Origin of the sequence: Xanthocytophaga flava (assembly GCF_030068545.1) — a bacterium.
GTDB lineage: Bacteria > Bacteroidota > Bacteroidia > Cytophagales > 172606-1 > Xanthocytophaga > Xanthocytophaga flava.
The window spans coordinates 110,722-136,290 of the sequence record NZ_JASJOR010000012.1; the positions used below are offsets into that span (position 1 = coordinate 110,722).

At 37.6% G+C, this 25,569-nt stretch carries 23 protein-coding genes; 19 read left to right on the plus strand and 4 right to left on the minus strand.

The genetic code is table 11. The features are described 5' to 3' along the window. Positions 1–2: 2 nt before the first annotated feature. Entirely contained in the window at positions 3–731 is a 729-nt protein-coding gene (locus tag QNI15_RS18380) for an LOG family protein (protein WP_313982888.1), read from the minus strand. Positions 732–970: 239 nt separating this feature from the next. Beyond that, the gene (gene ribD / locus QNI15_RS18385) at positions 971–2,053 is read right to left on the minus strand and encodes a bifunctional diaminohydroxyphosphoribosylaminopyrimidine deaminase/5-amino-6-(5-phosphoribosylamino)uracil reductase RibD (RefSeq protein ID WP_314032916.1); all 1,083 of its coding nucleotides are present in this window, start codon (positions 2,051–2,053) and stop codon (positions 971–973) included. A 97-nt stretch (positions 2,054–2,150) separates the two neighbouring features. Between ribD and prmC the strand changes: the two genes are divergently transcribed. From prmC to QNI15_RS18440, 11 genes are all read left to right on the plus strand, one after another. Continuing rightward, complete coding sequence (prmC, locus tag QNI15_RS18390; RefSeq protein WP_314032917.1) at positions 2,151–3,017, plus strand: peptide chain release factor N(5)-glutamine methyltransferase; 867 nt, start codon at positions 2,151–2,153, stop codon at positions 3,015–3,017. A gap of 146 nt (positions 3,018–3,163) precedes the next feature. Next, on the plus strand, positions 3,164–3,490 hold the full coding sequence (locus tag QNI15_RS18395; protein ID WP_313982892.1) for a rhodanese-like domain-containing protein: 327 nt from the start codon (positions 3,164–3,166) through the stop codon (positions 3,488–3,490). 315 nt (positions 3,491–3,805) lie between these two features. Continuing rightward, complete coding sequence (locus QNI15_RS18400) at positions 3,806–4,450, plus strand: C40 family peptidase (RefSeq protein ID WP_313982893.1); 645 nt, start codon at positions 3,806–3,808, stop codon at positions 4,448–4,450. A gap of 266 nt (positions 4,451–4,716) precedes the next feature. Then, complete coding sequence (locus QNI15_RS18405; RefSeq protein ID WP_314032919.1) at positions 4,717–5,841, plus strand: sensor histidine kinase; 1,125 nt, start codon at positions 4,717–4,719, stop codon at positions 5,839–5,841. Then, positions 5,838–6,905, plus strand: a complete 1,068-nt coding sequence (locus QNI15_RS18410; RefSeq protein ID WP_314032921.1) for a sensor histidine kinase — start codon at positions 5,838–5,840, stop codon at positions 6,903–6,905. The genes QNI15_RS18405 and QNI15_RS18410 overlap by 4 nt, the downstream gene beginning before the upstream one ends. A 112-nt stretch (positions 6,906–7,017) precedes the next feature. Continuing rightward, positions 7,018–8,070, plus strand: coding sequence for a sensor histidine kinase (locus QNI15_RS18415; RefSeq protein ID WP_313997422.1), 1,053 nt, complete (start codon positions 7,018–7,020; stop codon positions 8,068–8,070). Then, on the plus strand, positions 8,051–8,812 hold the full coding sequence (locus tag QNI15_RS18420) for a LytR/AlgR family response regulator transcription factor (RefSeq protein ID WP_313982899.1): 762 nt from the start codon (positions 8,051–8,053) through the stop codon (positions 8,810–8,812). The genes QNI15_RS18415 and QNI15_RS18420 overlap by 20 nt, the downstream gene beginning before the upstream one ends. A 268-nt stretch (positions 8,813–9,080) precedes the next feature. Then, positions 9,081–9,506 (plus strand): hypothetical protein, encoded by a 426-nt coding sequence (locus QNI15_RS18425; protein WP_314032923.1) that lies wholly within the window; start codon positions 9,081–9,083, stop codon positions 9,504–9,506. Between the two features lie 41 nt (positions 9,507–9,547). Continuing rightward, positions 9,548–10,891, plus strand: a complete 1,344-nt coding sequence (locus QNI15_RS18430; RefSeq protein ID WP_314032925.1) for a glycosyltransferase — start codon at positions 9,548–9,550, stop codon at positions 10,889–10,891. A 103-nt stretch (positions 10,892–10,994) separates the two neighbouring features. Then, positions 10,995–11,453, plus strand: coding sequence for a lipocalin-like domain-containing protein (locus QNI15_RS18435; protein ID WP_313982905.1), 459 nt, complete (start codon positions 10,995–10,997; stop codon positions 11,451–11,453). A gap of 136 nt (positions 11,454–11,589) precedes the next feature. Next, positions 11,590–12,591 (plus strand): c-type cytochrome, encoded by a 1,002-nt coding sequence (locus QNI15_RS18440; protein ID WP_313997425.1) that lies wholly within the window; start codon positions 11,590–11,592, stop codon positions 12,589–12,591. 111 nt (positions 12,592–12,702) lie between these two features. Here the strand turns inward: QNI15_RS18440 and yiaA are convergent, their stop codons facing one another. Then, a complete protein-coding gene (gene yiaA / locus QNI15_RS18445; RefSeq protein ID WP_313997427.1) occupies positions 12,703–13,128 on the minus strand; it encodes an inner membrane protein YiaA in 426 nt (141 codons plus the stop codon). A 298-nt stretch (positions 13,129–13,426) separates the two neighbouring features. Here yiaA and QNI15_RS18450 point away from each other — a divergent pair, with 298 nt between their 5' ends. After that, positions 13,427–13,681, plus strand: a complete 255-nt coding sequence (locus tag QNI15_RS18450) for a hypothetical protein (RefSeq protein ID WP_313982911.1) — start codon at positions 13,427–13,429, stop codon at positions 13,679–13,681. A gap of 297 nt (positions 13,682–13,978) precedes the next feature. Here QNI15_RS18450 and QNI15_RS18455 read toward each other — a convergent pair whose 3' ends face one another. Beyond that, on the minus strand, positions 13,979–14,392 hold the full coding sequence (locus tag QNI15_RS18455) for a nuclear transport factor 2 family protein (RefSeq protein WP_314032927.1): 414 nt from the start codon (positions 14,390–14,392) through the stop codon (positions 13,979–13,981). Positions 14,393–14,538: 146 nt separating this feature from the next. Between QNI15_RS18455 and QNI15_RS18460 the strand changes: the two genes are divergently transcribed. The 7 genes from QNI15_RS18460 to QNI15_RS18490 all read left to right on the plus strand — a co-directional run bounded on the left by QNI15_RS18460 (position 14,539) and on the right by QNI15_RS18490 (position 25,553). After that, on the plus strand, positions 14,539–15,354 hold the full coding sequence (locus QNI15_RS18460; protein WP_313997432.1) for a helix-turn-helix transcriptional regulator: 816 nt from the start codon (positions 14,539–14,541) through the stop codon (positions 15,352–15,354). 154 nt (positions 15,355–15,508) lie between these two features. Beyond that, the gene (glgX, locus tag QNI15_RS18465) at positions 15,509–17,713 is read left to right on the plus strand and encodes a glycogen debranching protein GlgX (protein ID WP_314032929.1); all 2,205 of its coding nucleotides are present in this window, start codon (positions 15,509–15,511) and stop codon (positions 17,711–17,713) included. A gap of 124 nt (positions 17,714–17,837) precedes the next feature. Further along, on the plus strand, positions 17,838–19,694 hold the full coding sequence (gene treZ / locus QNI15_RS18470; protein ID WP_314032931.1) for a malto-oligosyltrehalose trehalohydrolase: 1,857 nt from the start codon (positions 17,838–17,840) through the stop codon (positions 19,692–19,694). 55 nt (positions 19,695–19,749) lie between these two features. Beyond that, positions 19,750–22,458, plus strand: coding sequence for a malto-oligosyltrehalose synthase (gene treY, locus QNI15_RS18475; RefSeq protein WP_314032933.1), 2,709 nt, complete (start codon positions 19,750–19,752; stop codon positions 22,456–22,458). Between the two features lie 397 nt (positions 22,459–22,855). Beyond that, positions 22,856–24,340, plus strand: coding sequence for a sensor histidine kinase (locus QNI15_RS18480; protein ID WP_314032935.1), 1,485 nt, complete (start codon positions 22,856–22,858; stop codon positions 24,338–24,340). 1 nt (position 24,341) lies between these two features. Then, on the plus strand, positions 24,342–24,779 hold the full coding sequence (locus QNI15_RS18485) for a response regulator (protein ID WP_313982921.1): 438 nt from the start codon (positions 24,342–24,344) through the stop codon (positions 24,777–24,779). Positions 24,780–24,899: 120 nt separating this feature from the next. Further along, entirely contained in the window at positions 24,900–25,553 is a 654-nt protein-coding gene (locus tag QNI15_RS18490; protein WP_314032937.1) for a phosphatase PAP2 family protein, read from the plus strand. The last annotated feature ends 16 nt before the right edge of the window (positions 25,554–25,569 follow it).

Here is a 25,569-nt window from a genome sequence, read left to right on the forward strand (position 1 = left end):
AGTTAAAAATTAGGTTGCAACAAATACCTTGAGTAAAAATCATCTATGACTTTTACTGCTTCTGCAGGTGTATCAACCAGATTGATGAGACGCATATCATCAGGACTAATATTCCGTTCCTGACCTAATACCACTTCTTCAATCCAGTTTAGTAATCCCTGCCAATATGATTTACCGACAAGTACAATCGGAAAACGTCCTATCTTTTCAGTCTGTATTAAAGTAATAGCTTCAAATAACTCATCCAGTGTACCCATACCTCCCGGCATTACAACAAACCCCTGTGAGTATTTAATGAACATTACTTTACGTACAAAGAAGTAATCAAAACTAATTAGCTTATCCGGATCAATATATATATTACTGCTTTGCTCAAAAGGTAACACAATATTAATACCAACTGATTTTCCACCTTGTTCAAATGCCCCTTTGTTACCAGCTTCCATGATACCCGGACCACCTCCTGTAATAACTCCATATCCATGTCTGACTAGTTTGGCAGCAATTTCTTCGGCTATTTTATAATATGGATTGTCTGGTTTTGTACGTGCGGAACCGAAAATAGACACACATGGACCTATCTTGGCAAGCTTTTCAAATCCTCCTACAAATTCTGACATTATTTTAAAAACGGCCCATGAGTCATTACTCTTTATTTCATTCCAGTCTCTGGCTTGAAAAGCATCCCGTATTTTCCGTTCTTCTACACTTATTTTGTTATTTTCAATCATGATTTTGTCCTTCCTGATTTATAGTTGTAAAATAGAATCTTTTACCTTACAAAAACCTTGTTATTTATGGCTTTTCTCTTTTAAGTAAGATTTAAAGATAAAAAAACTGTGAACTCAGGGTTTCACAGCTGGCTTTAACTGAGTTTCTACTACAAATGTTACAGATTTTTACTAGATAAACAAACAAGTATTGAGCCCTAGCCTGTTAGGTAAACTCAGTCAAAGAAATAACTTTTTATTTACATAGTGTAAATGCTTTGTTTATAAGAATCTGTAACTGGAATGAAGACTGATAGCTGATCTTTTTTTATAGAAATTTTATCTATGAGGATACCCCCAAATACAGGTGCGGTAATCCCAGTGCCAAATGTCTGATCAGAAGTAAATACACGAACTTCATCCCAGAGGTCTGATAAAATGAGTTCCTGTAGAAGTTTACTTCCTCCTTCTACAATAACGGACTGTATTTTCCGCTGATGCAGATCTGCCATCATCTCTGCTAAAAATGTTGATTCGCTTACACACTTTATGTATTGTATATAGTCACTGGCTTCATCTTTTTTCAAATTATAACATAAAGTGGGTTGCGTCTGATCAAATAGGTGTAAAGAAGGAGATAACCGAAGATGCCGGTCAATAACAATGCGTACGGGATCTTCACCTGTCCAGTCTCTGACATTAAGACGAGGATTGTCATATTGGGCTGTAGTTGTGCCAACCATAATAGCTGGCTCTTCACCTCTCCATTTATGTACTAATCTTCTTGACCAGTCATTGCTAATCCAGCGGGAGTTGTAGTCTGAACGAGCAATAAAACGATCTGCCGTTTGTGCCCACTTTAGTATAATATAGGGTCGGTTTTTTTCAATGAATGTAAAAAAGCGACGATTAAGCCAGCGACCTTCTTCTTCCAGAATACCAGTAGTTACTTCAATGCCTGCATTTTTAAGTTTCTCAATACCTTTTCCACCAACCAGTGGATTGGTATCTACATTCGCAATTACAACACGGCGTACTTTTTTAGTAATCAACAAATCTGAACAGGGAGGTGTTTTGCCAAAGTGTGCACATGGTTCCAGTGTTACATATACCGTACTGTCAGGAAGTAAGACTAGGTCTTTTTCTTTTACAGATTGTATAGCGTTTACTTCGGCATGCCAGGAACCATATTTCTGATGCCATCCCTCTCCAATAATCCGATTATTATGTACAATCACACAGCCAACCATAGGATTGGGACTTACAGAGCCCTGGCCAAGTCTGGCTAGTTCTAGTGCCCGTCGCATAAAATGAATGTCTGTTGGTATCTGATTGTGAATCATGTGATTGTTGAATTATAGATCGAAAGGTTTTATACATTTAAGAGTATTTATCGGCAGAAAGATACTATTTTTGTGTCTTGACTGTAATTATTATACCATGTTAACCACTTCTGCGCGTCAATTATTTGATCATATTACACATGTAATCAGTTCAATTTATGAACCGGAAGAGGCTCGTTCAATAACTTTTTGGTTGTTGCAGAATAAGCTTGGATTAACAAAAACGTCAATTTTGACAGATAAAGTTATAACCAGTGTTGCAGCAAAGGACTTTAACGATTGGATTGCCCGTTTGTTACGACATGAACCTATTCAGTATATTTTAGGAGAAACAGAATTTAGGGGAAGAACGTTTCGGGTAAATTCTCATGTATTGATTCCCCGCCCTGAAACAGAAGAGCTGGTAGAATGGGTACTGGAAGAGTATAAATCAGCACCCGTTAAAAATTGCCGTATACTTGACATTGGTACAGGAAGTGGATGTATTGCGGTTTCGCTGGCTGCAGAAATACCTGGGTCTGAAGTATGGGCCATTGATATTTCGAGTGGTGCTATTTCTATCGCAGAGCAAAACGCTCGGTTACAACATGTTGCAGTTCATTTTCGGCAAATGGATATTCTGGCAGGTAATCTTCCTGAAGAGTTTCCTGTATACTTTGATTATATAATCAGCAACCCTCCTTATGTAACAATAGCAGAAAAGGACCAAATGCTGACAAATGTGATTGCTTATGAACCGCACCAGGCTTTATTTGTGCCAGATGATGATCCTCTTTTATTTTACAAAGTTATTGCATCCTTTAGTCAATCTTCATTACCAGAGCGGGGAAAGCTTTTTGTTGAACTAAATGAGCATTTTCCACAAGAGACATCCACTCTCATGCAATCATTTGGATTACATACTACTATTCGGCACGACCTTTTTGGAAAGCCTAGAATGCTGTGTGGAAGCCTTTCTGCATAATTGATTGAACATAAGAACATTGATCACTGGTAATTTGTTATAAAATTATTTAAACAATATATTGAAAAATTCATAAAAAATATTTATTTTTATGATATAATAAATATTTTTTTGTATAAATGTAATTTTATAAATATTGTGGGTTTATGGAAGGAAACGAAATCACAGTCCAGGAATTAAAGAAGATTATGAATCAGGGGATGCAATTTCAATTGTTGGATGTGCGTGAACAGGAAGAATATAAAAATGGGTATATAAAAGCAGCAATACATATACCGCTTGAAGAACTGCCATCTTACTATGAACAATTATCCAGAAACTTACCAGTCATAATCTATTGCCACCATGGAATTGAGAGTACTTTAGCATTTGAATACCTCAACAAAACACATGGATTTACTAATCTTTCTATATTGAAGGGAGGACTTCACGCTTGGGCGATTGAAATAGATCAGGCTATGATGTGGTATTAGGGGTAACCAAAGGAAAAAACTGTTTTATGTAATATTTGGCCTTTAAATAAAAGGCTTTTTTTATGCTATAACCTATCAATCAGCAAAATAGCCCTATAAAAGTACTTCCTTTATTCGAGTAAACTTTTCATTTCTATGTAAGACTTTTGTAGAAAATGTAGAAAATTATCAACATTTATGCGAAACTCTCTCTTTTACTTTTACGTACTTTACAACGTTTTTTAACCCAGCTAGTATCGAAGCAAGCAAAATACGTATTTAGGAGTGAGGCAACCGGGATGGTTTAGCTTCCTCAATCATTTGAAAACAGGTGTTATGACAAAATTATTACTGATTTCAGGTTTACTATTTCTTTCTTGCCTTGTATGCTCATCAACTACAGCCGCAGCTATCTTCACTAATTCATCTTACGCCTATTCAGGCCCGGCTGATAGTACAAAACAAGATGACGAATCTCCTCTGGTTCTTGATAGTTTAATTAGTTACGCTAAAAATTATCTGGGCGTACCTTACCGTTCAGGAGGCCATTCTGCCAAAGGATTTGATTGTTCAGGCTTTACATCACATGTTTTTTCTCGTTTTGGGTTTTCACTGCCACGTACCTCTTATGGGCAGGCTACTGTTGGTAAAAAGGTAGAAACAGCCGAAATGCAGAAAGGAGATCTGATTTTCTTCAAAGGCCGTAATCGCAAAAGTAAAGTAATCGGGCATGTTGGTATTGTAATTTCTGCTAAAGGAGAAAAAATCCAGTTTATCCATGCCTCTGTAAATAATGGAATTTCTATTGAAACCATTGACTCCAAATATTATAATCCACGTTTTGTAAAAAGTATTCGGTTGATAGATTCTGAGCTTCCAATTCCAACTATGGAGATTGCCGAATCCTGCACTCCCGCTACTGATTGTGTTTCATTAATAGATCCATGTGACTCTGTAGGAGAAGATACATCTGATAAATAAAAATACTTCTATAAATACATTATACAATAAAAAGAGAGCATTGATCAGGTCAATGCTCTCTTTTTATTGTGACCTATAGATTATAGGTCGCAACAATTCAAACTGCTTTTTCGTCAACTGACTGCCCAATTTTGTCTCTTTGTACTATCTGACGTTTACATATTGCCTCTAATCGTAGTATTTTTAATTTGATAAGGTATATCCAAACGAGAGAGTTTGTAGTTGGTTATGAACAAACTATGTTTGCAGAATAATGATTGGAATGTTTGTATACTTTACTGAATCTGCAATTACATACGATCTTTTCTCCTGTTTTTATGGGTTATCGGATAGAGCCTCTTTATGATAAATGGTTAAGAATGTTTGGACTTCCATTGGCGCCGATTCCTGTTCATATATATAAGTTTTCGTCAATGTATCCTACCAACTGGATACTGGGAATCAAATTATACCTGACTGCAGTCATCCTGCTTATTGCTGCCTGGGAAATTGCACGTATATGGCTTATCTATATCCGCAAGAACTATTCAGAAATTGCCCAAACTTTACCCCGAATTATTTACACTTTCTCCGGCTATATTATTATTGGTTTTCTTGTTCGGTTGGTTGGTTTTGAACTGGTTAAAGAATTAGAAATAGCACCAGTTGCTTTCCTCGGATGTGATACCTCTGAACAATTTCCTGTATGCTATCTGTTTTTTATTTCTGGCATAGCATACAACTGTATTCTTGGTATTATCTATGAGTTTATTTACTACTTTCATCTGTATGGTATTGCTCTTCAGGAAGCCGAAACTCTGCAACGTAGTAATCTACAGACTCAGTTTGACTCACTTAAGAGCCAGATTAATCCTCATTTTTTATTCAACAGTTTAAATTCGTTGTCTTCTTTGATTCGCGAGCAGCCCGAACAAGCAGAAAAGTTTTTGGATGAAATGAGTAATGTCTATCGGTATCTGCTCAGAAATAATGAACAGGAACTGGTTTCTCTGCAAACCGAACTTCAATTTGTAGAATCGTATTTCCATTTGCTCAAAACCCGCTATGGAGAAAGTATTCAGTTAAAGTTAGAGAATCTGAATGGTTATGAACAGTATTTATTGCCACCCTTAACCTTACAGATTTTGCTTGAGAATGCTGTCAAACATAATAGTATACTTAAAGAGCAACCGTTGGTAATTCAGATTTATGTAGAGAAAGGATATTTGGTAGTACAGAATAATGTGCAGAAAAAGAATCTGAAAGTAGCTTCCAACAAAGTAGGATTACACAATATCATTACCAAATACCAGCTCCTTAAGCAGCCGGATGTAAAAATAACAGAGTCAAAGAATATTTTCGAGGTAATGATTCCTTTGATAGAATCGCAGTTTACTACTATACATTCATGAATTCATATAACGACCGAACCTTGAGGCTTATAGGACCTTTGGTGGTTTTCATGATAGGAAGTCTCTTTTTCAGACTGAATATATATTTTGAACATGACCTACCTTTTATAATACGTTTTCAATCGATTGCCATTCTATATGGATACGTATGCTGGAATCTGTCTCGATGGGTGATCCTAACAATACAAAAGAGATATCCTGGTTTTCATCGTACCCGTCAACGGCTAAAGTATATTGCCCTGGCATTTCCGTTATTGGTACATATTGCCTATTTTCTCAGATACTTTACTCATTTGTATATTAATGATCAGCCTATAGGTTGGCCAACACTGGCAGATTATACTTATACAACAGGTATTCAGATATTTTACCATTGTATATATGTGGGTGTTTACGAGGGATTATATGTATTCGATCAATGGAAAATTGTGTATTATGAGAGAGAAAAGCTCCTGAATATACAATGGCAGGAAAGATTTGAGTCCTTAAAGAGCCAGATTAATCCTCATTTTTTATTCAACAGTTTAAATTCGTTGTCTTCTTTGATTCGCGAGCAGCCCGAACAAGCAGAAAAGTTTTTGGATGAAATGAGTAATGTCTATCGGTATCTGCTCAGAAATAATGAACAGGAACTGGTTTCTCTGCAAACCGAACTTCAATTTGTAGAATCGTATTTCCATTTGCTCAAAACCCGCTATGGAGAAAGTATTCAGTTAAAGTTAGAGAATCTGAATGGTTATGAACAGTATTTATTGCCACCCTTAACCTTACAGATTTTGCTTGAGAATGCTGTCAAACATAATAGTATACTTAAAGAGCAACCGTTGGTAATTCAGATTTATGTAGAGAAAGGATATTTGGTAGTACAGAATAATGTGCAGAAAAAGAATCTGAAAGTAGCTTCCAACAAAGTAGGATTACACAATATCATTACTAAATACCAGCTCCTTAAGCAACCGGAACCAGTTATTGAGTCAGATGATGTCTTTTTTATCATCCGGATGCCTTTGATTGGCAATGAGTATATCTATACTAAGATAATAGACATCGCACATCAACATTAACAATTGAAACATAAAATTGTACAGTTTGTCGGTCAAAAATGTGCATTAGCCTACTCTGAATTTTATAGATCAGAAGAATGCTGGTATCTTCAATCTCAGCTGGATAAATACTATGAAGGAAACTCAGTTTACACGAGAGGATAAATGGATTAATCTATTTGTGTCCATTTTTGTTAGCTTGGTTTTGAATTCATTTTTATTGGGAAAACATTACTACAGTGATATAAAAACATTTCTGTTGGCAAGTCTTGTATTACAACTTATCTGGTTCTGTGTTATTAAGATTTTTACAAGAATTGCGCTGGCAATACGGAATCGATTTTTCAACTATGGACAGGCCTTTCAACGTATTCTTATGGAAGCAGGGCTTTTTATTGTATTGACAGTATTAATTCAGCTAGGAGTTGTATGGATTTTTGAGACCATTGGTTTTCTCGAGTATACTTTGTCATGGGAGAGAGTAAAATTGGCACTTGTCTTTGGTGCAGTCTCCAATATTTTAACAACATGTATTTATGAAGGGAAATATATATTTGAACAATGGGAGGAACGTGTAAAAGAAAATGAGAAGCTGAAGAAAACCCAATTACAACAAAGACTGGAATCACTGAAGACACAGGTCAATCCTCATTTTCTGTTTAATTCTCTTACTTCTTTGTCGGCCCTTATTGGTGACAATCCAGAGCAGGCTGAACTGTTTCTCGATCAGATGGCAAAAGTATACAGGTATATGCTACGAAGTAGTACCAATGAGTGGGTACCTCTGTCTGTAGAACTGGATTTTCTGAATTCTTATTTTTACTTATTGCAAAGTAGGTATGGGGAAGGTATAACTTACTCTTTGTTAGTTAGCCCAGACGTAAATACTGCTTTGTTGATGCCGCTGACCTTGCAGAGTGTAATAGATGTCGCATTGAAAAAAAATGTAATTTCCAAAGAACAACCCTTGATGTTCTATGTAGAAACTCATGAGAGAGATCTGATAATCCGTTATAATCTACAACCTAAAAAATGTAAAGTTTTAGATGAAGATCAGGAATTCTCAGCTCTGATTGCTAAATACGAATTGACAGGCAAAGCCTATGTGGCTATAAAAACTACTGAAAATGAATGTGTTGTAACTTTACCTTTAATGGGCGTTAACCATGAAAATATTAATTATTGAAGACGAAGATCTTGCTGTGCGAAAGCTGCAGCGTACTGTACAGGAAATTGATCCGGAAATTGATATTGTCGGAGTAGCAGGTAGTGTGCGTGAATCAGTGACTTGGCTTGATAAGCACCCCGCACCTGACTTAATCCTTATGGATATTGAGCTGGCAGACGGACAAAGTTTCGAAATATTTGAGCAGACGGAAGTGACAAGCCCGGTGATCTTTACTACATCATATGATGAATATGCTATTCAGGCTTTTAAAGTAAACAGTATTGATTATCTGTTAAAACCGATTCAGAAAGCAGATTTGCAGCGTAGTTTGCAGAAGTTTAATCATCTGCAGCATCAATCCTCACCTTCGATGATCAATATTGAAAAGCTGATCAGGGAGTTACAAGTACAGACTCGGGACTATCGTAAACGCTTTCTGGTTAAGCAAGGGCAGCGACTGGTATCATTTGAAGTCAATGATATTGCTTATTTTTTTATGGAAGACCGTTTTTGTTTCTTTCGTACTCGCACTAATCAGAAGTTCCTGGTCGATTATACCATGGATGAATTGGAAACTGAGTTGGATCCCAAATACTTCTTTCGTATTAACCGATCTTTTATTGTTTCACAAACTACTATTGATCAGATTCAAAACTATTTTGGTAATCGGTTGGCATTGACATTAAAGCCTGTCTGTGATAAGGAAGTGCTGGTTAGTAGAGAGAAAGTCTCAGACTTTAAGGAGTGGATGGGAAAATAAGTAAATCATAAAATACATAAAAGATGGGTAGTTTAGAACAATCTAAACTACCCATTTTTTATGTGTCATATTGTTAAGAGTCCCTATAAATCGTGCACAGTTAACAGACAGATTGAAACAATCAAAACATGAAATGTAACGGTTCGGCATAGTGTAAATTGATATAGCCTGTACATGTGTATAATTTTACTGACGAAGCTGATAGATAGTACTTTACTAAGTTAAATATCAGGTTTCTACAAAGTTTTAATACTACACATTTACAACTATGACAACTACTGTAAACACTAAAAACATGAACTGGCTTGCAAAGCCGGAAACAAGCACTGCTGAAATTCCTTCTTTTGTTGGCAAAAAGTGGCAGATTACCTCGCTGGCTTTAGGATCAGAAACAGATTCATTTTCTGATCTATTAAGCAATACTCCCCAAAGTACCCGTAATGAAATCATTGTGTTTCAACCTGATGGCCGTCTGAGAGGAGAATATGGCAAACGTCATGAACAATTGTTCAACTGGGCGTATGATGACCTGTCTAATGTGATTCAATTATTTGGAGACCAGGAGTTTGAAACTGTAACGGGTTTGAAGATTCTTGAGCTGACAGAAGAAACATTACGGGCTGTTACAAAGATTTATGAGAATGGTCTCTCACTGTCTTGTATCATTACTTTAACAGCATTGTGCCAGCTGTAACTTATCTGAATTACCCTTCTTCTTAATACATAACTACAACTATGAAAATTAGAAAAATATTATTTGCAACTATGCCTTTGGATGGGCATTTTAATCCGCTTACTTCTTTAGCTAAACACTTATTACAGCAAGGACATGATGTAAGGTGGTATACAGGCAATACATTTACTGAAAAACTGAAAAAGCTGGAGATTCCACATTATCCATTTAAGAAGGCGTTGGAAGTGAATCAATATAACATGGATACATTATTTCCTGAACGCCATCAATACAAGACTACAATAAGTAAGTTGAAATTTGATATTGATCAGATTTTTATTTTACGTGCTCCTGAATATGCGGAGGATATATTCCAGATATATAAAGATTTTGAATTTGAAGTGCTTGTTTATGATAATGCTTTTCCAGCAGCTCAGATTATACGTGAAAAGCTGCATGTACCATGTGTAAGTATGGGGATTATGCCTCTTTCAGAATCATCTGTTGATTTGCCACCTGCTGGAATGGGGCTTACTCCTTCCTCTGGATTTTGGGGACGAAGAAAACAAGACTTTCTTCGTTTCCTGGCAACAAATGTATTATTTAAACATAGTACACAGCAATACAATAAAGTACTTGAGCAATTTCAAATTTCACCGGCCAAAGGATTGATATTTGATATTATTGTAAAGCAAGCAGATTTGTTTTTGCAAAGTGGTGTTCCTGGATTTGAATACAAACGCAGTGATCTGAGTTCTCATATAAAATTTGTGGGCCCTTTATTACCATTTAAAGCTGTAGGTAGCTCGGCAGAGTTTAAATACAGAGAGTTATTAAAACAATATAAGAAGGTGATCCTGGCAACTCAGGGTACTGTAGAACGTGACACAGAAAAGCTTTTGGTTCCTACTCTTGAAGCATTCAAAGGTACAGAATACTTACTGATTGTTACAACAGGCGGTTCTAAAACCCAGGAATTGAGAAAGCGATATCCACAGGAAAATATTGTGATTGAGGATTTTATAGACTTTACTATAGTCATGCCTATTGCAGATGTGTATGTTTCCAATGGAGGATATGGTGGTGTGTTACTGAGTCTGCAAAACCGACTGCCTATGGTGGTAGCGGGTATACATGAAGGTAAAAATGAAATCAACGCCAGAATTGGATACTTTAAACTAGGTATAAACTTAAAGACAGAAACTCCTACACCTCAACAAATTCGGAACAGTGTTGACAAGGTTTTATCTGATAATACATATCAGAAAAATGTGAATCAACTGGGTGAAGAGTTTGAAAGATATGACACCAATGTCACTTGTGAACGCTACATTCTGAATCTGATTACACAGCATAAGAACAGAATCATTGCCAGTCAGGCTTTAGAATCTATGCTATCTGCTTAAGATCCTATCCATTTACATAACTACTTCTTTAAGGTCTTGCTTGGCAATTGACTAAGGCAAGACTTTGTCTACACTTAATAATAAAAATTACACACACTATACTATGAAAAAGATAACATTATTAGCATACAGCCTGATTGTGGCTGTTATCCTGAGTCTGCCTGCCTGTAAAGGAAGTGGTGATGAACCAAAAGATTATAATGCTATGATCTCTAAATCACCCTGGAAAATTATTTCTGCCACATTAGATGGAAAGGATGAGTTTTCAGATTTGAATGAGTGTTATAAGGATGACCTTTTTCGATATCAGTCAGGAGGCTCTTACTCTTTAGAAGAGGGAACTACGAAATGTAATACAAATGATCCTCAGATTTTTAGTGAGGGAACATGGTCGTATGATCCAGATACTAAACTGCTGACTATGAACCAGACAAGTGGAAGTGGACAAGATGGTACTTTTCTGGTAAAAGAATTAAGCTCCACAAAAATGGTACTGGAAGCCCCCATTACTTTTAATGGTGTGAAAAAAACGCTTGTACAGCAACTTGTTCCGGTGCCTTAACGATTTATAGCTTATCATATCATAGAAAATACTCAATCTGGCCTGATAAAATGTTGGCTGAAAAAGTCTCAGATCGCTACAAGAACCTCTCTGATGGTATTTTCGCAAACGTTAAAGTTTTCAAACTACTACACTCATGAAAAAAGTATTAAGAATTTTTGCCATTATTGTAATTGTGTTAGGTGTCTGTATAACGGGATTACTGACCTATGTAAAGGTAGGCTTGCCAAATGTAGGTGCTGCCCCGGAAATAAAAATAAAACCTACTCCTGAACTGGCTGCTCGTGGTGAATATCTTGCCAACCATGTCAATGTATGTATGGACTGCCATAGTACCCGTGACTGGACCCGATTCTCTGGTCCGGTGGTGCCTGGAACCATGGGAAAAGGTGGTGAACGGTTTGGGGAAGAGCTGGGGTTGCCTGGTGTGTACTATGCACGCAACATAACACCTGCTGGCTTGGGAGAATGGACAGATGGAGAGATCTTTCGGGCAATCTCAGCAGGGGTAAGTCGTGAGGGAAAACCTTTATTTCCTTTAATGCCTCATCCCTATTATGGTAAAATGGACTCAACAGATATTGTGGCACTTGTAGCTTATCTGCGGACAATCAAACCTATCAAAAATCAAGTACCTGAATCAGAGCCATCTTTTCCTATGAATTTTATTATACATACTATTCCTCAGAAGCCGACCTTTCAGAAACGCCCGGATACTTCTGATGTGGTAGCTTATGGGGCTTATCTGGTTAATGCAGGTACCTGCGAACACTGCCATTCCCAGAAAACAAAAGAAGGAAAGCTAATACCCGGAATGGAATTTGCCGGTGGTGTGGAATTTGGTCTGCCAACAGGAGTGTTACGTTCTGCAAATCTGACACCTGATAATGAAACTGGCTTGGGGCTATGGAGTAGAGAAGCTTTTATCCAACGGTTTAAAGCGCATGATCCTGCTACTGGTTATCAGGCTCAAACCGTTAAATCGGCGGAACAGCAAACGATTATGCCGTGGACTATGTATAGTGGTATGAGTGAACATGATCTGGGTGCAATCTATTCCTATTTGAAAACACTCAAACCTGTCAAAAATCCAACTGTTCGATTCTCTCCTGCAAAGAGTGAAATAGCTCAGAAGTAGATTGTTATTCATGACCTGCTATATCCTCATTGAAAATAAGCAGCCAGTGAAACGTAAGAGAAGTGGCTATCTGATTAAAACCACTTCTCTCTATTTTACAACTATATTTGTCTATTGAGAATTTGTTGGCTGATCAACCTTTTGAGTATCACGGGTATTCTTTTGTACAGCAATAGCTGCAAACAGGCTAAGAAGGAATGAAATGCCATAAAATCCTTTCTCACTGAGTGTAAGGGTGGCATTCCACAAACCTACAGTTAGTAACAATATAGCCAACAGGGTAGAAAACCAGCTTAGGCCATAATAAATAGCTGTGACTGGTATGCCTTCTAACCGATCCCGTACACTTTTTTGTACAGACACTGCTGAGAACAATCCATACATAAGCACTGTGAAATAATATCCCTTTTCATTTAGAGCCATCTGGGCATTCCATAATCCGACATTGTAAGCTACAACACCTGCAATAAGAGCTACCCATGATGCAGCAACAAAAGCAAATGAAGTTTGTTGCTGTACTGGTTGATTTTGATTCACTTTGTTTTGAGTTAGATTATCCCTACTCGTTGGCTTTTCGGCTTCGCCCCATACTCTTTTACTGGATTTTCTGGTTACTCCTTTATATTGATGATCGAAAGTAGAGAAAAATAAACAATAAAAGTCTAAAATGTATGTAAATTACATATATGTTTAATTGTTTTTGGTAACACTATGACTCTCAGTTGGATTGTGACTTGTTGGGTAGTGTTGCTGTTGTTATATATGTTACTATTTGTTGCTTTATACTAAAGTTCGATTGTCTTGCTGGTATATTTATTGTCCTCACTACAATGCTATGGATATAACGATTCAAAAACTATTCGATGATTCTCATCATGAGACTGGAGTAATTATTACTGCTGCTGTGAATGCAGCTTTAACCCTGCAATCCAAAGAAGAGATAGAGCAGTATCTGAAAGATTATGCATCATCTCTGTATGCACGGTCAATGACTTTTTATAGTGAGATTAATGGCGAGATTGCCTCACTGGCTTGTATCTGGAATCAATCAGCATTGCCTAGAACATCTACTTTTTTGCCTTTGAAGTAGACGTTATTGATATAAAGTAGTATCTGAATTATTTGACGAATGGTGCAGATACTACTTTATAAGCTCATTCAGTTGTTAAACTTTCTGCAGAATTGGTACTGGCAGCTATGATTGCCAGATGTCCAGTCGTTAGTAATGTAAGTACCAGTACTACTTCACTTGCTATAACTAACTAAAATCCATCATTCATGTTAGCTTTATAGGTAAAGGTGTGTGACTATTGCTGCATACCAATAAAATGGGAATAGGTAACAATATGTACCATTTTATATCGCTGAGACGAAATAATTATACTTTCTAGTACTCAGGTTCACTATAGGCAGCAGTGAAAAACTGGTCTACATATTGCTGGTTTCCAGGAAAATTATATACTTCCGTGATTTTTTCACCCTCTATTTTCCAAAGTAGACATGACATTCCTTTAAAGTTAATACCATCTGACCGATTACTCCAGTTATGATGACAATCAATTACAAACTGGTCATTGACTCCCAATACAATAGGTTCTGCCTGAAAAGCTGATTCGGAAAGTTGAGCAAAGTAGTGTAAAACTTCTTCTATTCCATTTTTGGTGCCACTTAATGGATGTTTACCAGGAATAACCCAACGAATATCTTTTGAAAGAATCTGTGCAATAGCATTTTGATCCCCCTGAGCATACGCTTGGAAAAATTGGTTGATCAGTGCAATATTAGGATGTACAACTGTCATATAATGAGTGAATTAAAATAATGCAATAAGTTTTGAAATAGTACTTTTACAATACAGTTAAAAACACTAGTTTTGATACTACAAAAGTACCTTCACCTGTTTTGTCTGGCTTATTCGCAAAAGACAAAGATTTATTCATATCCGCCATGTCTTTACAATCTATATCCTGTAGTACTATAAGTGCTACTGTTTCAAAGCCTGCTTTTGTATACCATGAACTTTTGGGGAGATTTCACTCTGATTGGCATCTTCATGACAGAGGGCAGTTAGTGTATGCAGAAAATGGATTTATTCATTTACGTATTGCCGAAAAACAGTTTTTACTACCAGGCTGGCATGCAGTCTGGATCCCGTCCAATACCCTGCATGAAATGTGGTCTCATAGTCCGGATCTCATACTGCATAGTATTGCCTTCCCGCCAGAAATATTAAATCTACCTGTTTTTGAAAAAATGTCTGTTTTTCCTGTTTCTCCATTGTTACGAGAAATGATTCGGTATTCGGAAAAATGGCATTTTCTAAATGACGAGACTAACCAGGAAAGAACCTTCCTGCAAAGTATCGCAGATATTTTATCAGGAGAGATGAATCATTCTCATCAAACGTATCTTCCTGCTACAAAACATGAAGGACTGGCGAAGATACTTCTATATATACAACATAACCTGGAAGAGAAAATTAATATTTCATTTTTAGCTCAGCATTTTGGTTACTCAGAGCGCAGCCTGACCCGATTATTTTCTACTCACCTGGGAATGCCTTTCTCAGGATACTGCAAAGTAGCACGAATGTTAAAAGCATTGGAGTTCATTGAAAACGGAGAGGACAATGTATCACAGGTAGCACTTCAGGTAGGATATGAGAGTCTGGCTACTTTTAGTAATACATTTCTGGAAGTATGTGGTCAACGCCCAGCACACTTGATTCAGGATAAAAAACTCAAAACAATTTCCAGAATGTAAGTAGTCAAAAAATATAGGGCATTTAAAAAGCTGAGTATTAATTAAAATAGGCTGAATGTAATAAATAATTTACTGTAAAAGAATTGTCTACTGTCTCCTCTAAGTGGGCATAGAAATTTAGGGATTAGGAATGATTAACTAATCCTATTTTTTTATGCAAACCGATACAAGCTCCGTTGCTGAATCTGAAGCTTTTACAATTACTCATAATAAGCAATTTTTTTCAACTCCTCATAGCTGGTTAGGCAAACCCTATCCGTTAGGAGCCACCTATGATGGCAAAGGTGTTAACTTTGCGTTGTTTAGTGAACATGCAGAAGCTGTTGAGTTGTGTTTGTTTGATATAAACAATCCGTCAAAAGAAACTGCACGTATCCGTATCACTGAACAGACAGATTATGTATGGCATATTTATCTGCCTCACATTACCCCAGGACAATTATATGGATACCGGGTATATGGTCCGTTTGATCCTGAAAATGGTTTGTTGTTTAATCCTTCCAAACTTTTATTGGACCCTTATGCCAAGGCTATATGGGGGGATATCAACTGGGACCCTTCCATGTTTGGATACAATATATTGTCTGATAAAGAGGATCGGTATAACGAGACAAATAATGAGGATAATGCTGAACATACTATGAAATCAGTAGTCATTGATTCTGCATTTGATTGGGAGGACGATGAGAAACCTGCTATTCCTATGCAGGAAACAATTATATACGAATTGCATGTAAAAGGTTTTACTGTACAACATCCCTCTATCTCTGAAAAAATCAAAGGCTCTTATGCTGGGGTAGCTGCGCCTGAATCGATTGAATACCTGAAAAAACTGGGAATCACAACAGTAGAATTGATGCCTGTACATCAGTTTGTTCAGGATAGTCACTTACAGGAGAAAGGTTTACGTAACTATTGGGGATATAATACCATAGGCTTTTTTGCTCCTCATCGGGAATATGCTTCTTCTACTGAGCCGTATGGTCAGGTAACAGAATTCAAGCAGATGATTAAGGATCTGCATAAAGCCGGGATTGAGGTGATACTGGATGTAGTATACAATCATACGGCAGAAGGAAACCATTTCGGTCCCATATTATCTTTCAAAGGTATTGACAACCAGGCGTATTACCGGTTGGTCGAGGATAACCCCTTATACTATAATGATTTCACAGGCACTGGAAATACACTAAATATGCTGCATCCGCGTAGCTTACAACTGGTGATGGATAGCCTTCGGTATTGGGTTACAGAGATGCATGTGGATGGTTTCCGGTTTGATCTGGCTCCGGCTCTGGCGAGAGGTTTATATGAAGTAGGTAAGCTTTCCAATTTCCTGGATACAATCCACCAGGACCCAATCATTTCACAGGTAAAACTGATTGCAGAGCCATGGGATATTGGTGAAGGAGGCTATCAGGTAGGTAACTTCCCTGTGCAATGGGCTGAATGGAATGGTAAATACCGGGATTGTGTACGCAAGTTCTGGAAAGGTGACGAAAGTCAGATTGCTGAAATGGCCTATCGTTTGAGTGGAAGCAGTGATTTGTATCAGACCAATGGTCGGTTACCAAGTGCTAGTGTTAATTTTATTGTAGCACATGACGGATTTACACTACATGACCTAGTAAGCTATAACGAAAAACACAATGACGCGAATGGAGAAGAAAACCGGGATGGCCATAATGAAAACGAAAGCTGGAACTGTGGTGCAGAAGGACCAACAGATGATAAAGAGATAATCGCACTTCGTGAAAAACAGAAGCGTAACTTTTTATCTACGTTACTGCTTAGTCAGGGTGTGCCCATGATCTGTAGTGGTGATGAATATGGACGTACACAGAATGGAAACAATAATGCGTATTGTCAGGATAATGAAATTAGCTGGTTTAACTGGAACTGGACGGATGATCAAAAGAAACAGTTTGAGTTCGTTCAGGAACTGATTCGTATCCGGAAAGAAAATCCGATGCTTCATCGCCGCAAGTTTTTTACAGGGCGTCCTATCCATGGTAGTCACATAGCAGATATTCGCTGGCTTACTCCAAATGGCGAGGATATGACAGAAGAAGAGTGGCATAATGGATTGACTAAGTGCACTGGAATGTTGTTAAATGGTCAGGTAATGGATGAATATGACGAAAAAGGTCAACATGTAAAGGGAGACATTTTGCTGTTGTTATTTAATAGTCATCATGAAACAGTTCCCTTTGTATTACCTGGCAAAAAGAATGAACCTGCCTGGCATTTGTGGATTGACACGGAAACGGGTGGTGTTACACCTTCCAAACAAGTAGCCTGTGGTACTGTAGTGCAACTTGCAGCCCGATCATTTATGCTATTCTGTCAGCCCGCCTAAGCGATAGGAAAGTCCTCACCGATTTTACATAAATACAAGCAATTCGAGTTTCTGAATGCCTATCCTGCGAACAGGATAGCATTCTTTTTTATTTAGTGTTGATCAAGAAAAACAAATATAAGTCATGCGTAAGCCTATAGGCGCATTCTGGAATAACGGAAAAAGTTCTTTTACGGTATGGGCTCCTTTAGTAAGTAAAGTTGAGCTTGAGATAACTTCTTCCAATCAGGAAATTGGAAAACGGATTTTGCCTATGAAGTCTGAGGACTTTGGTTATTGGACACTTGAAGTAGAGGATGTAACTATAGGAGACCGATATGGATATAAATTAGACGATAGCCAGGCTTATCCTGATCCTGCGTCTCGTTCACAGCCAGGTGGCGTTCAGGAATTGTCAGAGGTTATTGCCAGTCAATCTTTTGAGTGGAATGACCAGCAATGGAAAGGAAGACCTCTCAGTGAAATGATTATTTATGAACTTCATGTAGGGACTTTTACAACTGAAGGGACATTTGATGCTATTATTGAGAAGCTTGATTATTTGTTAGAGTTAGGTGTCAATACAATTGAGCTGATGCCTGTTGCACAATTTTCTGGCAATCGTAACTGGGGATATGATGGTGTTTTTCCATTTGCTGCTCAAAATTCGTATGGTGGACCTGAGGGGTTAAAGAGGTTAGTGGATGCCTGTCACCAGAAAGGGATAGCTGTATTTTTGGATGTGGTTTATAATCACATCGGGCCCGAAGGCAGTTGTATGCATCATTATGGTCCTTATTTCAGCACCAAGTATACTCCTGTGTGGGGGCATCCTTTCAATTTTGATGAACCATACTCCGATGAAGTTCGCAATTATTTCATCGAAAATGCCTTAATGTGGTTTGATGAATGTCATATTGATGCACTTCGTTTGGATGCTACTGATCATATTCTTGATTTTGGCTCAAAGCATTTTCTGATGGAGTTGTCTGAAGAAGTGAAAGCTTTAAAGGAGCGCAATAGAAAACAGTATGTACTAGTGGCAGAACGGGATCTGAATGATGTAACGGTGCTACGTTCGTTTGACCAGTGTGGATATGAATTTGATGGCCAATGGCTGGATAATTTCCATCATGCACTACGTACTCTGGCTACAAACGACCGTGGACACTACTACGCTGATTTTGGAGAGATTACTCATTTACAAAAGGCGTTTGAACAAACATATGTCTACAATGGTACGTATTCGAATTATCGGAAGCGGACTCATGGGGTATCTGCACAAGCATATGACTATAGCCGTTTTGTGGTCTTCTCTCAGAACCATGATCAGGTAGGAAATCGATTGCTAAGTGATAGACTTTCCACACAGGTCTCCTTCGATATGTTGAAAGTTGTTGCCGGAACGTATTTGTTATCACCGTATGTCCCACTTTTATTTATGGGTGAAGAATACGCGGAAACTAATCCTTTTTATTATTTCATCAGCCATTATGATCTGGAATTGATACAGGCAGTTAGAGAAGGTAGAAAGAAGGAGTTTATGGGATTTCAGAAAGAAGGAATGGAATATCTGGACCCACAAAGTGAGGATACCTTTTTGCAGTCTAAGCTTTCCTGGAAATATCAGGAAGGAGAACATCTGGAGATGTGGAACTATTATCGAAAACTAATTCAGATACGTAAAAGTCATCCTGTATTCCGCAACTTTAATCGGGAGAATGTAAAGAGCTGGATTGATAAGGATGCTGTACTACTTTGGTCTCAAGATCCTATTACACCTGAAGACTGTGTACTCTTATGTATAGCTAATTTTGGAAAGTCTATCAATGAAATTGCATTACCTGAAGGAACCTGGGAGCTAGTGCTGGATTCACAACTCTTTGGCCGAGAAGATACCGATGGAATTTCTTTGACAGACCCTGTCACAGTTTCATTACCTGCAGAAAGCTTTTTAGTCTATCAATGTGATCTTTCCAATCGAAAAAAGATAGCTATGTAATCTGCCTTTTAGTAAAACATCTATTCTGCAAAAAAACTGAAATTTTTTACTGTGTATGAACATACCTGTTTCAACTTATCGTGTACAGTTGCATCGTGAATTTACGCTCCGACACCTGAAAGAAATACTACCTTATCTTCATCAATTGGGAATTACTACTGTCTATGCTTCTCCTTTTTTTGAAGCAGTGCCAGGTAGTACACATGGATATGATGTACTGAATCCTCATCGCATTAATCCGGAATTAGGTACAGAAGAAGACCTGATTGAAATAAGTGAGTGGTTGCATGAACATCGGATGACATGGCTCCAGGATATAGTGCCTAACCATATGTCTTCTCAAACCAGTAATGTTTGGTTGTATGATGTACTGGAGAAAGGGCCTTTTTCGCCTTACTATACCTTTTTTGATATCAACTGGCACCATCCTAAATATCCCGGACAACTTATGGTGCCCTTATTATCTAAACCTCTGGAAGAATTAGTAGTAGAAGGAGAACTTACACTTACATATGATGCAAAGGGACTACATTTTCAGTATTATGAACATAGTTTTCCTATTGATTTTCGGCAGTATGTGTCTGTATTGAGTCAAATAAACGAAATTCAATCTGCTGTGGTTGTACCTGATTATTTTATACAATCTGCACAAGAATTTGCTGCTATTCAACCTGATCAGAAGCTGGATCTCACTAGTTGGGAGCAGTTTAAAGCAGAGCTTGATTCTTTTTTTCAGAAGGATACAAACTTAAAAGTGCTAAGAGAGTATTCCGGACATACTACTAAAACGCTGGATTTATTAAAAACTCAGAATTTTTGCCTTGCTGCCTGGCAAGAAGCTGATAAGAGTATGAATTACAGACGTTTTTTTACCGTTAATGAACTAATCTGTCTGCGTATGGAAAATGAGCAAACCTTTGCTCATTATCATAAGTATATAAAATCCTTAATAGATAAGGATATTATTCAAGCATTGCGGATAGACCATATAGATGGTTTGTATGCACCCAAAGCCTATCTGGATTGCTTGCACGAGCTGGTAGGTGAGGATACCTATGTTGTTGTAGAAAAGATTCTGGCCCCTAATGAATACATTCCCTCTGATTGGAAAGTACAAGGAACAACAGGATATGATTTTTTGTCGTTAGTGAACCGCCTTCTGGTAAGTGATAAATCTATTGAGGCACTCTCTGAATTTTATTCTCAAGTGCATGTGCTGGCCTACGATTTTGAAGAAGCTGTATACAGAAAAAAGCTGTTTATGCTGATTCATCACATGGGAGGGGAATTGGACAATCTGACAGAACAACTGGTACAGCTATTTCCTGAGTATTCTATTACAGATGAAATGCGTAGTAACTATCGCCAGGTGTTAGCTTACTGGATGGTCTCTTTCTCTGTGTATCGATTATATCTGGATGAGAAAACTTTGTCTGAAGACAATGCCAAACAACTCAAATTGGTTTTTGAACAGGCTAAGGCAAAAGCAAAAGCTCCTGCACTGGATACTATATTTGAAGAACTACGTCCGATCCTGGCGCCAGAACCTATTGAAGCAACCTCAAAAGAATTACGTTTTTTAATGCGTACACAACAGTTTACAGGGCCATTGATGGCTAAAGGGGTAGAGGATACGACGTTTTATATGTACAATTTATTGATTTCCCGTAATGAAGTAGGTGATACTCCCCATATAGAAGAGAACGTAAACACCTACCAATTCCATCAGGAGATGCAGAAGCGTCCCCTTACTACATTAAATGCCACCGCAACTCATGATACCAAACGAGGTGAAGATGTGCGGTTACGTATCAATGTGTTGAGTGAAATAGTGGAAGAGTGGAAAGCAAAGGTGTTGGAATGGCAGAAAATTGCAGAAGGATTTCGATTTTCAGAAGGAGGACTTGTAATACCTGATCCTAATGATGAATATTTTTTGTATCAAACACTAGTAGGAACCTATCCTGTGCATATAGATCCGGAGAACGAAAATTATCACAGTCGTCTAAAGGAGTATATTACCAAAGTAATGAAGGAAGCCAAAGTGCATACCAATTGGTCTGCACCAGATACAGTGTACGAAGGTAAAGCAATTGAGTTTGTAGATAACCTGCTGAGTAATCAGGCATTTATGCATTCTTTTGTTCCGTTTGTGCAAAGAGTGGCAAACTATGGTGCTGTCTATTCGCTTACACAAACACTGATTCGGCTTACGGCGCCAGGCGTTCCGGATACCTATCAGGGAACAGAATTATGGGACTTTAGTATGGTTGATCCCGATAACAGACGACCTGTAAACTATCAGACCAGAAAGCAGGTGCTGAAAAATATAGTAACAGAGATGGACAATCCAATTTATCTTCAGGAAAAGCTTAAAAATGTACTGGATCCTTCGCTTAAATTATTTGTATTGCATAAACTATTATTGTTAAGACGACAATATCCTGAGTTGTTTTTACAGGGTGTATACAAACCTATATTGACAGCTGGAAAACATGCCCGTAAAGTAACTGCTTTTATTCGGGAATGGAAGTCCCAGATAGTATTGGTAGTATTTCCATTAGAGGTTGTCAGTTTATGTGAATCCGGATGTTTGCCTGTTGGAACTGACGTGTGGGAAGATACCTATCTGGGCTGGCCTGAAGAAAGTGATACAATCGAATATGTAAATATTTTTACACATCAATCTATTCACTTGTCTTCCCGACAGCCAATAGGAGAGTTATTGTCAGTGTTTCCAATTGGATGTTGGATCAAAAAATAACAAGATTTAAAGAGACGGACAATGCTATCTAAAGAAGATATTAACTTCTTTAGATAGCATTGTTTGTATTTTCTCTATTTTAATTAATAAGCTGCTTTATATAAGTGACTTACCCCCTTATGACAATCCTTAATCGATTTTGGACTCTTGTGTCATTAAAAAACTCTCTATCTGATTTCATCATAGTCACAAGGCTTTAGCGCTTCGTTTTTATCACTATTTTTGGTTTTATCAGCCTGATTTTTTTACTTTGCCAGCAACCACCTCCTAAAAGCCAAGTTATGTTTCAACATAATCAGCTTTAATTTAGCCCAATAAATTCTTCATTTTTCCATTCTGTACACTTGGAATGTCCATATTCTGTGTGCTGTAATCAGACTTAACTCACCAGTTTAGAATGAAAATCTCCCAGAAGATCTATATCGGTTTTGGGTTTGTGATCTTTTTTGCCATTGTAGATCTGATCGTAAATTATCAGTTATCCAATAAAGTAATTCGTAACATGGAATTTCTTTCCCGTTCCGAAACCATTTTGCGTAACTCCAATAGACTGCACAAAAGCATCATTCAGATGCAGAGTGGTTTGCGAGGATATCTTCTTGCCGAGAAAGAGACTTTTTTGGATTCCTATTATGCAGGACTAAAAGAAATACCTCCTATACTCCGGGAAGAAAGGGAGATTGTAAAAGGTAATGCAGAACAATTGCGTTGTCTGGATTCAATTGCCATGTTACATACCGAATGGATAGAATATGCCAATGCACTTATTAAAGCCAAACAGGAAAGTCTGGAAACTATAAAAGGCAAAGAAGTCTATATGGATCTTTTTGAAAAAAAGCAACGACGGGGAGTTGGGCAACAATTAAATGACATTATAACGTTAAAGTTTAAAGAGTTTGATCAATATGAATATTACGTACGTAACAGGAGGCAGCAGAGGCTTCGTGATTCTATCCGATACACAAACTTTGTTTCTGCTTCGTTAGCTATAGGGTATATTACCATTGCCATTATTACAGGTTTCCTTGTTGTCAAAACGATTACACGGCGGATTTATAGTATGGTAAGTCTGGCTGAGAAAATATCACAGGGGACATTTTCTGTTATCAAGGATCAGGAAAATGACGAACTGACTCAATTATCTCTGTCCTTGAATGTCATGTCTCAGAAACTTCAGCATTCTTTCTCTGTCCTTACAAAAAGAAACCAGGAACTTGATCAGTTTGCTTATGTGGTTTCACATGACTTAAAAGCTCCTTTAAGAGGGATGTACAATATTCTTCAGTGGATAGAAGAAGATTTGGAATCTGAACTATCTGACCAACTGAAGAAATATCACACAAAGATGCGTGGACGGATTATAAGACTGGAAAGTCTGATCAATGGATTGTTGCAATATGCACGTATTGGTCGTAAAACAGAGTCTGTTGAGATTGTACATGTAGGCCAGATAGTACAAGATATTGTAGAGTTACTGGTACCTGCCGGTTGTAAGGTAAATCTGCCATCTGCCATGCCTGTGTTACAGACCAAACGCCTTTACCTGGAACAAGTATTCTCAAATCTGATAAGTAATGCCGTAAAATATAGTAAGAAAGAAGATTGTATTATTACCATAGATTGTATTGACGTGGGGGAATATTATCAGTTTTCAGTTAAAGATAATGGGATTGGGATTGCACCCGAATACCATCAAAAGATATTTACGATTTTTCAAACCCTGCGGGAGAAAAACGAAGCAGAAAGTACTGGCATCGGTCTGTCTATTGTCAAAAAAATTGTTGGCGAACAGGAAGGAGAAATATGGCTGACCTCCCAATTAGGGGAAGGCTCTGTTTTTACGTTCACATGGCCAAAGTTTACCAGTTTAAATAATAATTAATATGCAAGTAAAATCTATCTTACTGATTGAGGACGATGAACTGGATGTAATTAGTTTCCAACGTTCTTTAAATAGCCTCAATATGGAGCATCAGCTATATACTGCTTATAATGGTATTGAAGCATTGGCTATGCTCAGAGGGGATGGCATGCCTAAAATAGATCCTCTTCCAGATGTAATTGTGTTGGATATAAACATGCCACGAATGAATGGGATCGAATTTCTCAGAATATTGAGAAGTGATCCGGATCCGGAACTGTCTTCTATCAGAGTATTTATTATGACTACATCATATGAAGATTATGATCGGCAGATGACGGAGATGCTGGGAGTATCGGGATACCTGATTAAGCCATTGAATTTTAATGATAATACGAAACGGGTGTCTTCACTGGATAATTTTATGCAGTTTCATATTCTGAAAATAGTGGGACAATAAATACTATATATCTTGTCATACAGGGTGTTTGTTAGTTCCTAGCTGAAAAAATGTGCCTTTAAAACGGAAAAATAACAGGAAGAACACTATTTTTGAATGTCTGTTTTTTCAAACATCACTATGGCAGAAGTTTTTAAATCAAATAAAGTATTCTTTATCCTGTATGGAATATTTCTGATTGCAGCAGGAATCTGGCAGGTGCTATGGTCACCTACCCAGATATTTCTAGTTATTAATGGAGCTAATCACCCATTCTCCGATACCTTTTTTCAATATTTCACTAACGTAGGAGACGGAGCCTTCTTCGCTGCTGTAATTATTCTGTTTTTGTTTATCAGGTATCGGTATGTGTTAATTGGTTTGGGTAGCTTTGCTCTGAGTTCACTAGTGGCGCAAGGATTAAAACGCCTTATATTTGCAGATGTTTTACGTCCTAAAGCTGTATTCGAAGGGTCTTCCTATGCAGTGCATTGGGTGGCAGGGTTAGAGATTCATTCCAATAATAGTTTTCCTTCCGGACATGCCACTACTGCTTTTGCAGTCTTTTCTTTGCTGAGTATTATTCTCAAGAACCAGTTGTCAGGTTTTCTATTTTTTACGCTGGCTTTTCTGGCTGCTTATTCTCGTGTATACCTGGGGCAGCATTTCTTTGCAGATATTTATGCTGGATCTTTGATTGGTGTAAGTAGCACTGTTTTTATGTATCTGGTTATAGAACGGTTACTTGAACGAAATCCCAAAAACTGGTATCAACAGAATATTTTGCGTCTTTAAGTGTTATGACCTCTGA

Bases quoted from the DNA above. Each gene is read 5' to 3' on its own strand.
- QNI15_RS18380 (WP_313982888.1), bottom strand. From the start codon at position 731: ATGATTGAAAATAACAAAATAAGTGTAGAAGAACGGAAAATACGGGAT.
- ribD (WP_314032916.1), bottom strand. From the start codon at position 2,053: ATGATTCACAATCAGATACCAACAGACATTCATTTTATGCGACGGGCA.
- prmC (WP_314032917.1), top strand. From the start codon at position 2,151: ATGTTAACCACTTCTGCGCGTCAATTATTTGATCATATTACACATGTA.
- QNI15_RS18395 (WP_313982892.1), top strand. From the start codon at position 3,164: ATGGAAGGAAACGAAATCACAGTCCAGGAATTAAAGAAGATTATGAAT.
- QNI15_RS18400 (WP_313982893.1), top strand. From the start codon at position 3,806: ATGACAAAATTATTACTGATTTCAGGTTTACTATTTCTTTCTTGCCTT.
- QNI15_RS18410 (WP_314032921.1), top strand. From the start codon at position 5,838: ATGAATTCATATAACGACCGAACCTTGAGGCTTATAGGACCTTTGGTG.
- QNI15_RS18415 (WP_313997422.1), top strand. From the start codon at position 7,018: ATGAAGGAAACTCAGTTTACACGAGAGGATAAATGGATTAATCTATTT.
- QNI15_RS18420 (WP_313982899.1), top strand. From the start codon at position 8,051: ATGAAAATATTAATTATTGAAGACGAAGATCTTGCTGTGCGAAAGCTG.
- QNI15_RS18425 (WP_314032923.1), top strand. From the start codon at position 9,081: ATGACAACTACTGTAAACACTAAAAACATGAACTGGCTTGCAAAGCCG.
- QNI15_RS18430 (WP_314032925.1), top strand. From the start codon at position 9,548: ATGAAAATTAGAAAAATATTATTTGCAACTATGCCTTTGGATGGGCAT.
- QNI15_RS18435 (WP_313982905.1), top strand. From the start codon at position 10,995: ATGAAAAAGATAACATTATTAGCATACAGCCTGATTGTGGCTGTTATC.
- QNI15_RS18440 (WP_313997425.1), top strand. From the start codon at position 11,590: ATGAAAAAAGTATTAAGAATTTTTGCCATTATTGTAATTGTGTTAGGT.
- QNI15_RS18450 (WP_313982911.1), top strand. From the start codon at position 13,427: ATGGATATAACGATTCAAAAACTATTCGATGATTCTCATCATGAGACT.
- QNI15_RS18455 (WP_314032927.1), bottom strand. From the start codon at position 14,392: ATGACAGTTGTACATCCTAATATTGCACTGATCAACCAATTTTTCCAA.
- QNI15_RS18460 (WP_313997432.1), top strand. From the start codon at position 14,539: ATGTCTTTACAATCTATATCCTGTAGTACTATAAGTGCTACTGTTTCA.
- glgX (WP_314032929.1), top strand. From the start codon at position 15,509: ATGCAAACCGATACAAGCTCCGTTGCTGAATCTGAAGCTTTTACAATT.
- treZ (WP_314032931.1), top strand. From the start codon at position 17,838: ATGCGTAAGCCTATAGGCGCATTCTGGAATAACGGAAAAAGTTCTTTT.
- treY (WP_314032933.1), top strand. From the start codon at position 19,750: ATGAACATACCTGTTTCAACTTATCGTGTACAGTTGCATCGTGAATTT.
- QNI15_RS18480 (WP_314032935.1), top strand. From the start codon at position 22,856: ATGAAAATCTCCCAGAAGATCTATATCGGTTTTGGGTTTGTGATCTTT.
- QNI15_RS18485 (WP_313982921.1), top strand. From the start codon at position 24,342: ATGCAAGTAAAATCTATCTTACTGATTGAGGACGATGAACTGGATGTA.
- QNI15_RS18490 (WP_314032937.1), top strand. From the start codon at position 24,900: ATGGCAGAAGTTTTTAAATCAAATAAAGTATTCTTTATCCTGTATGGA.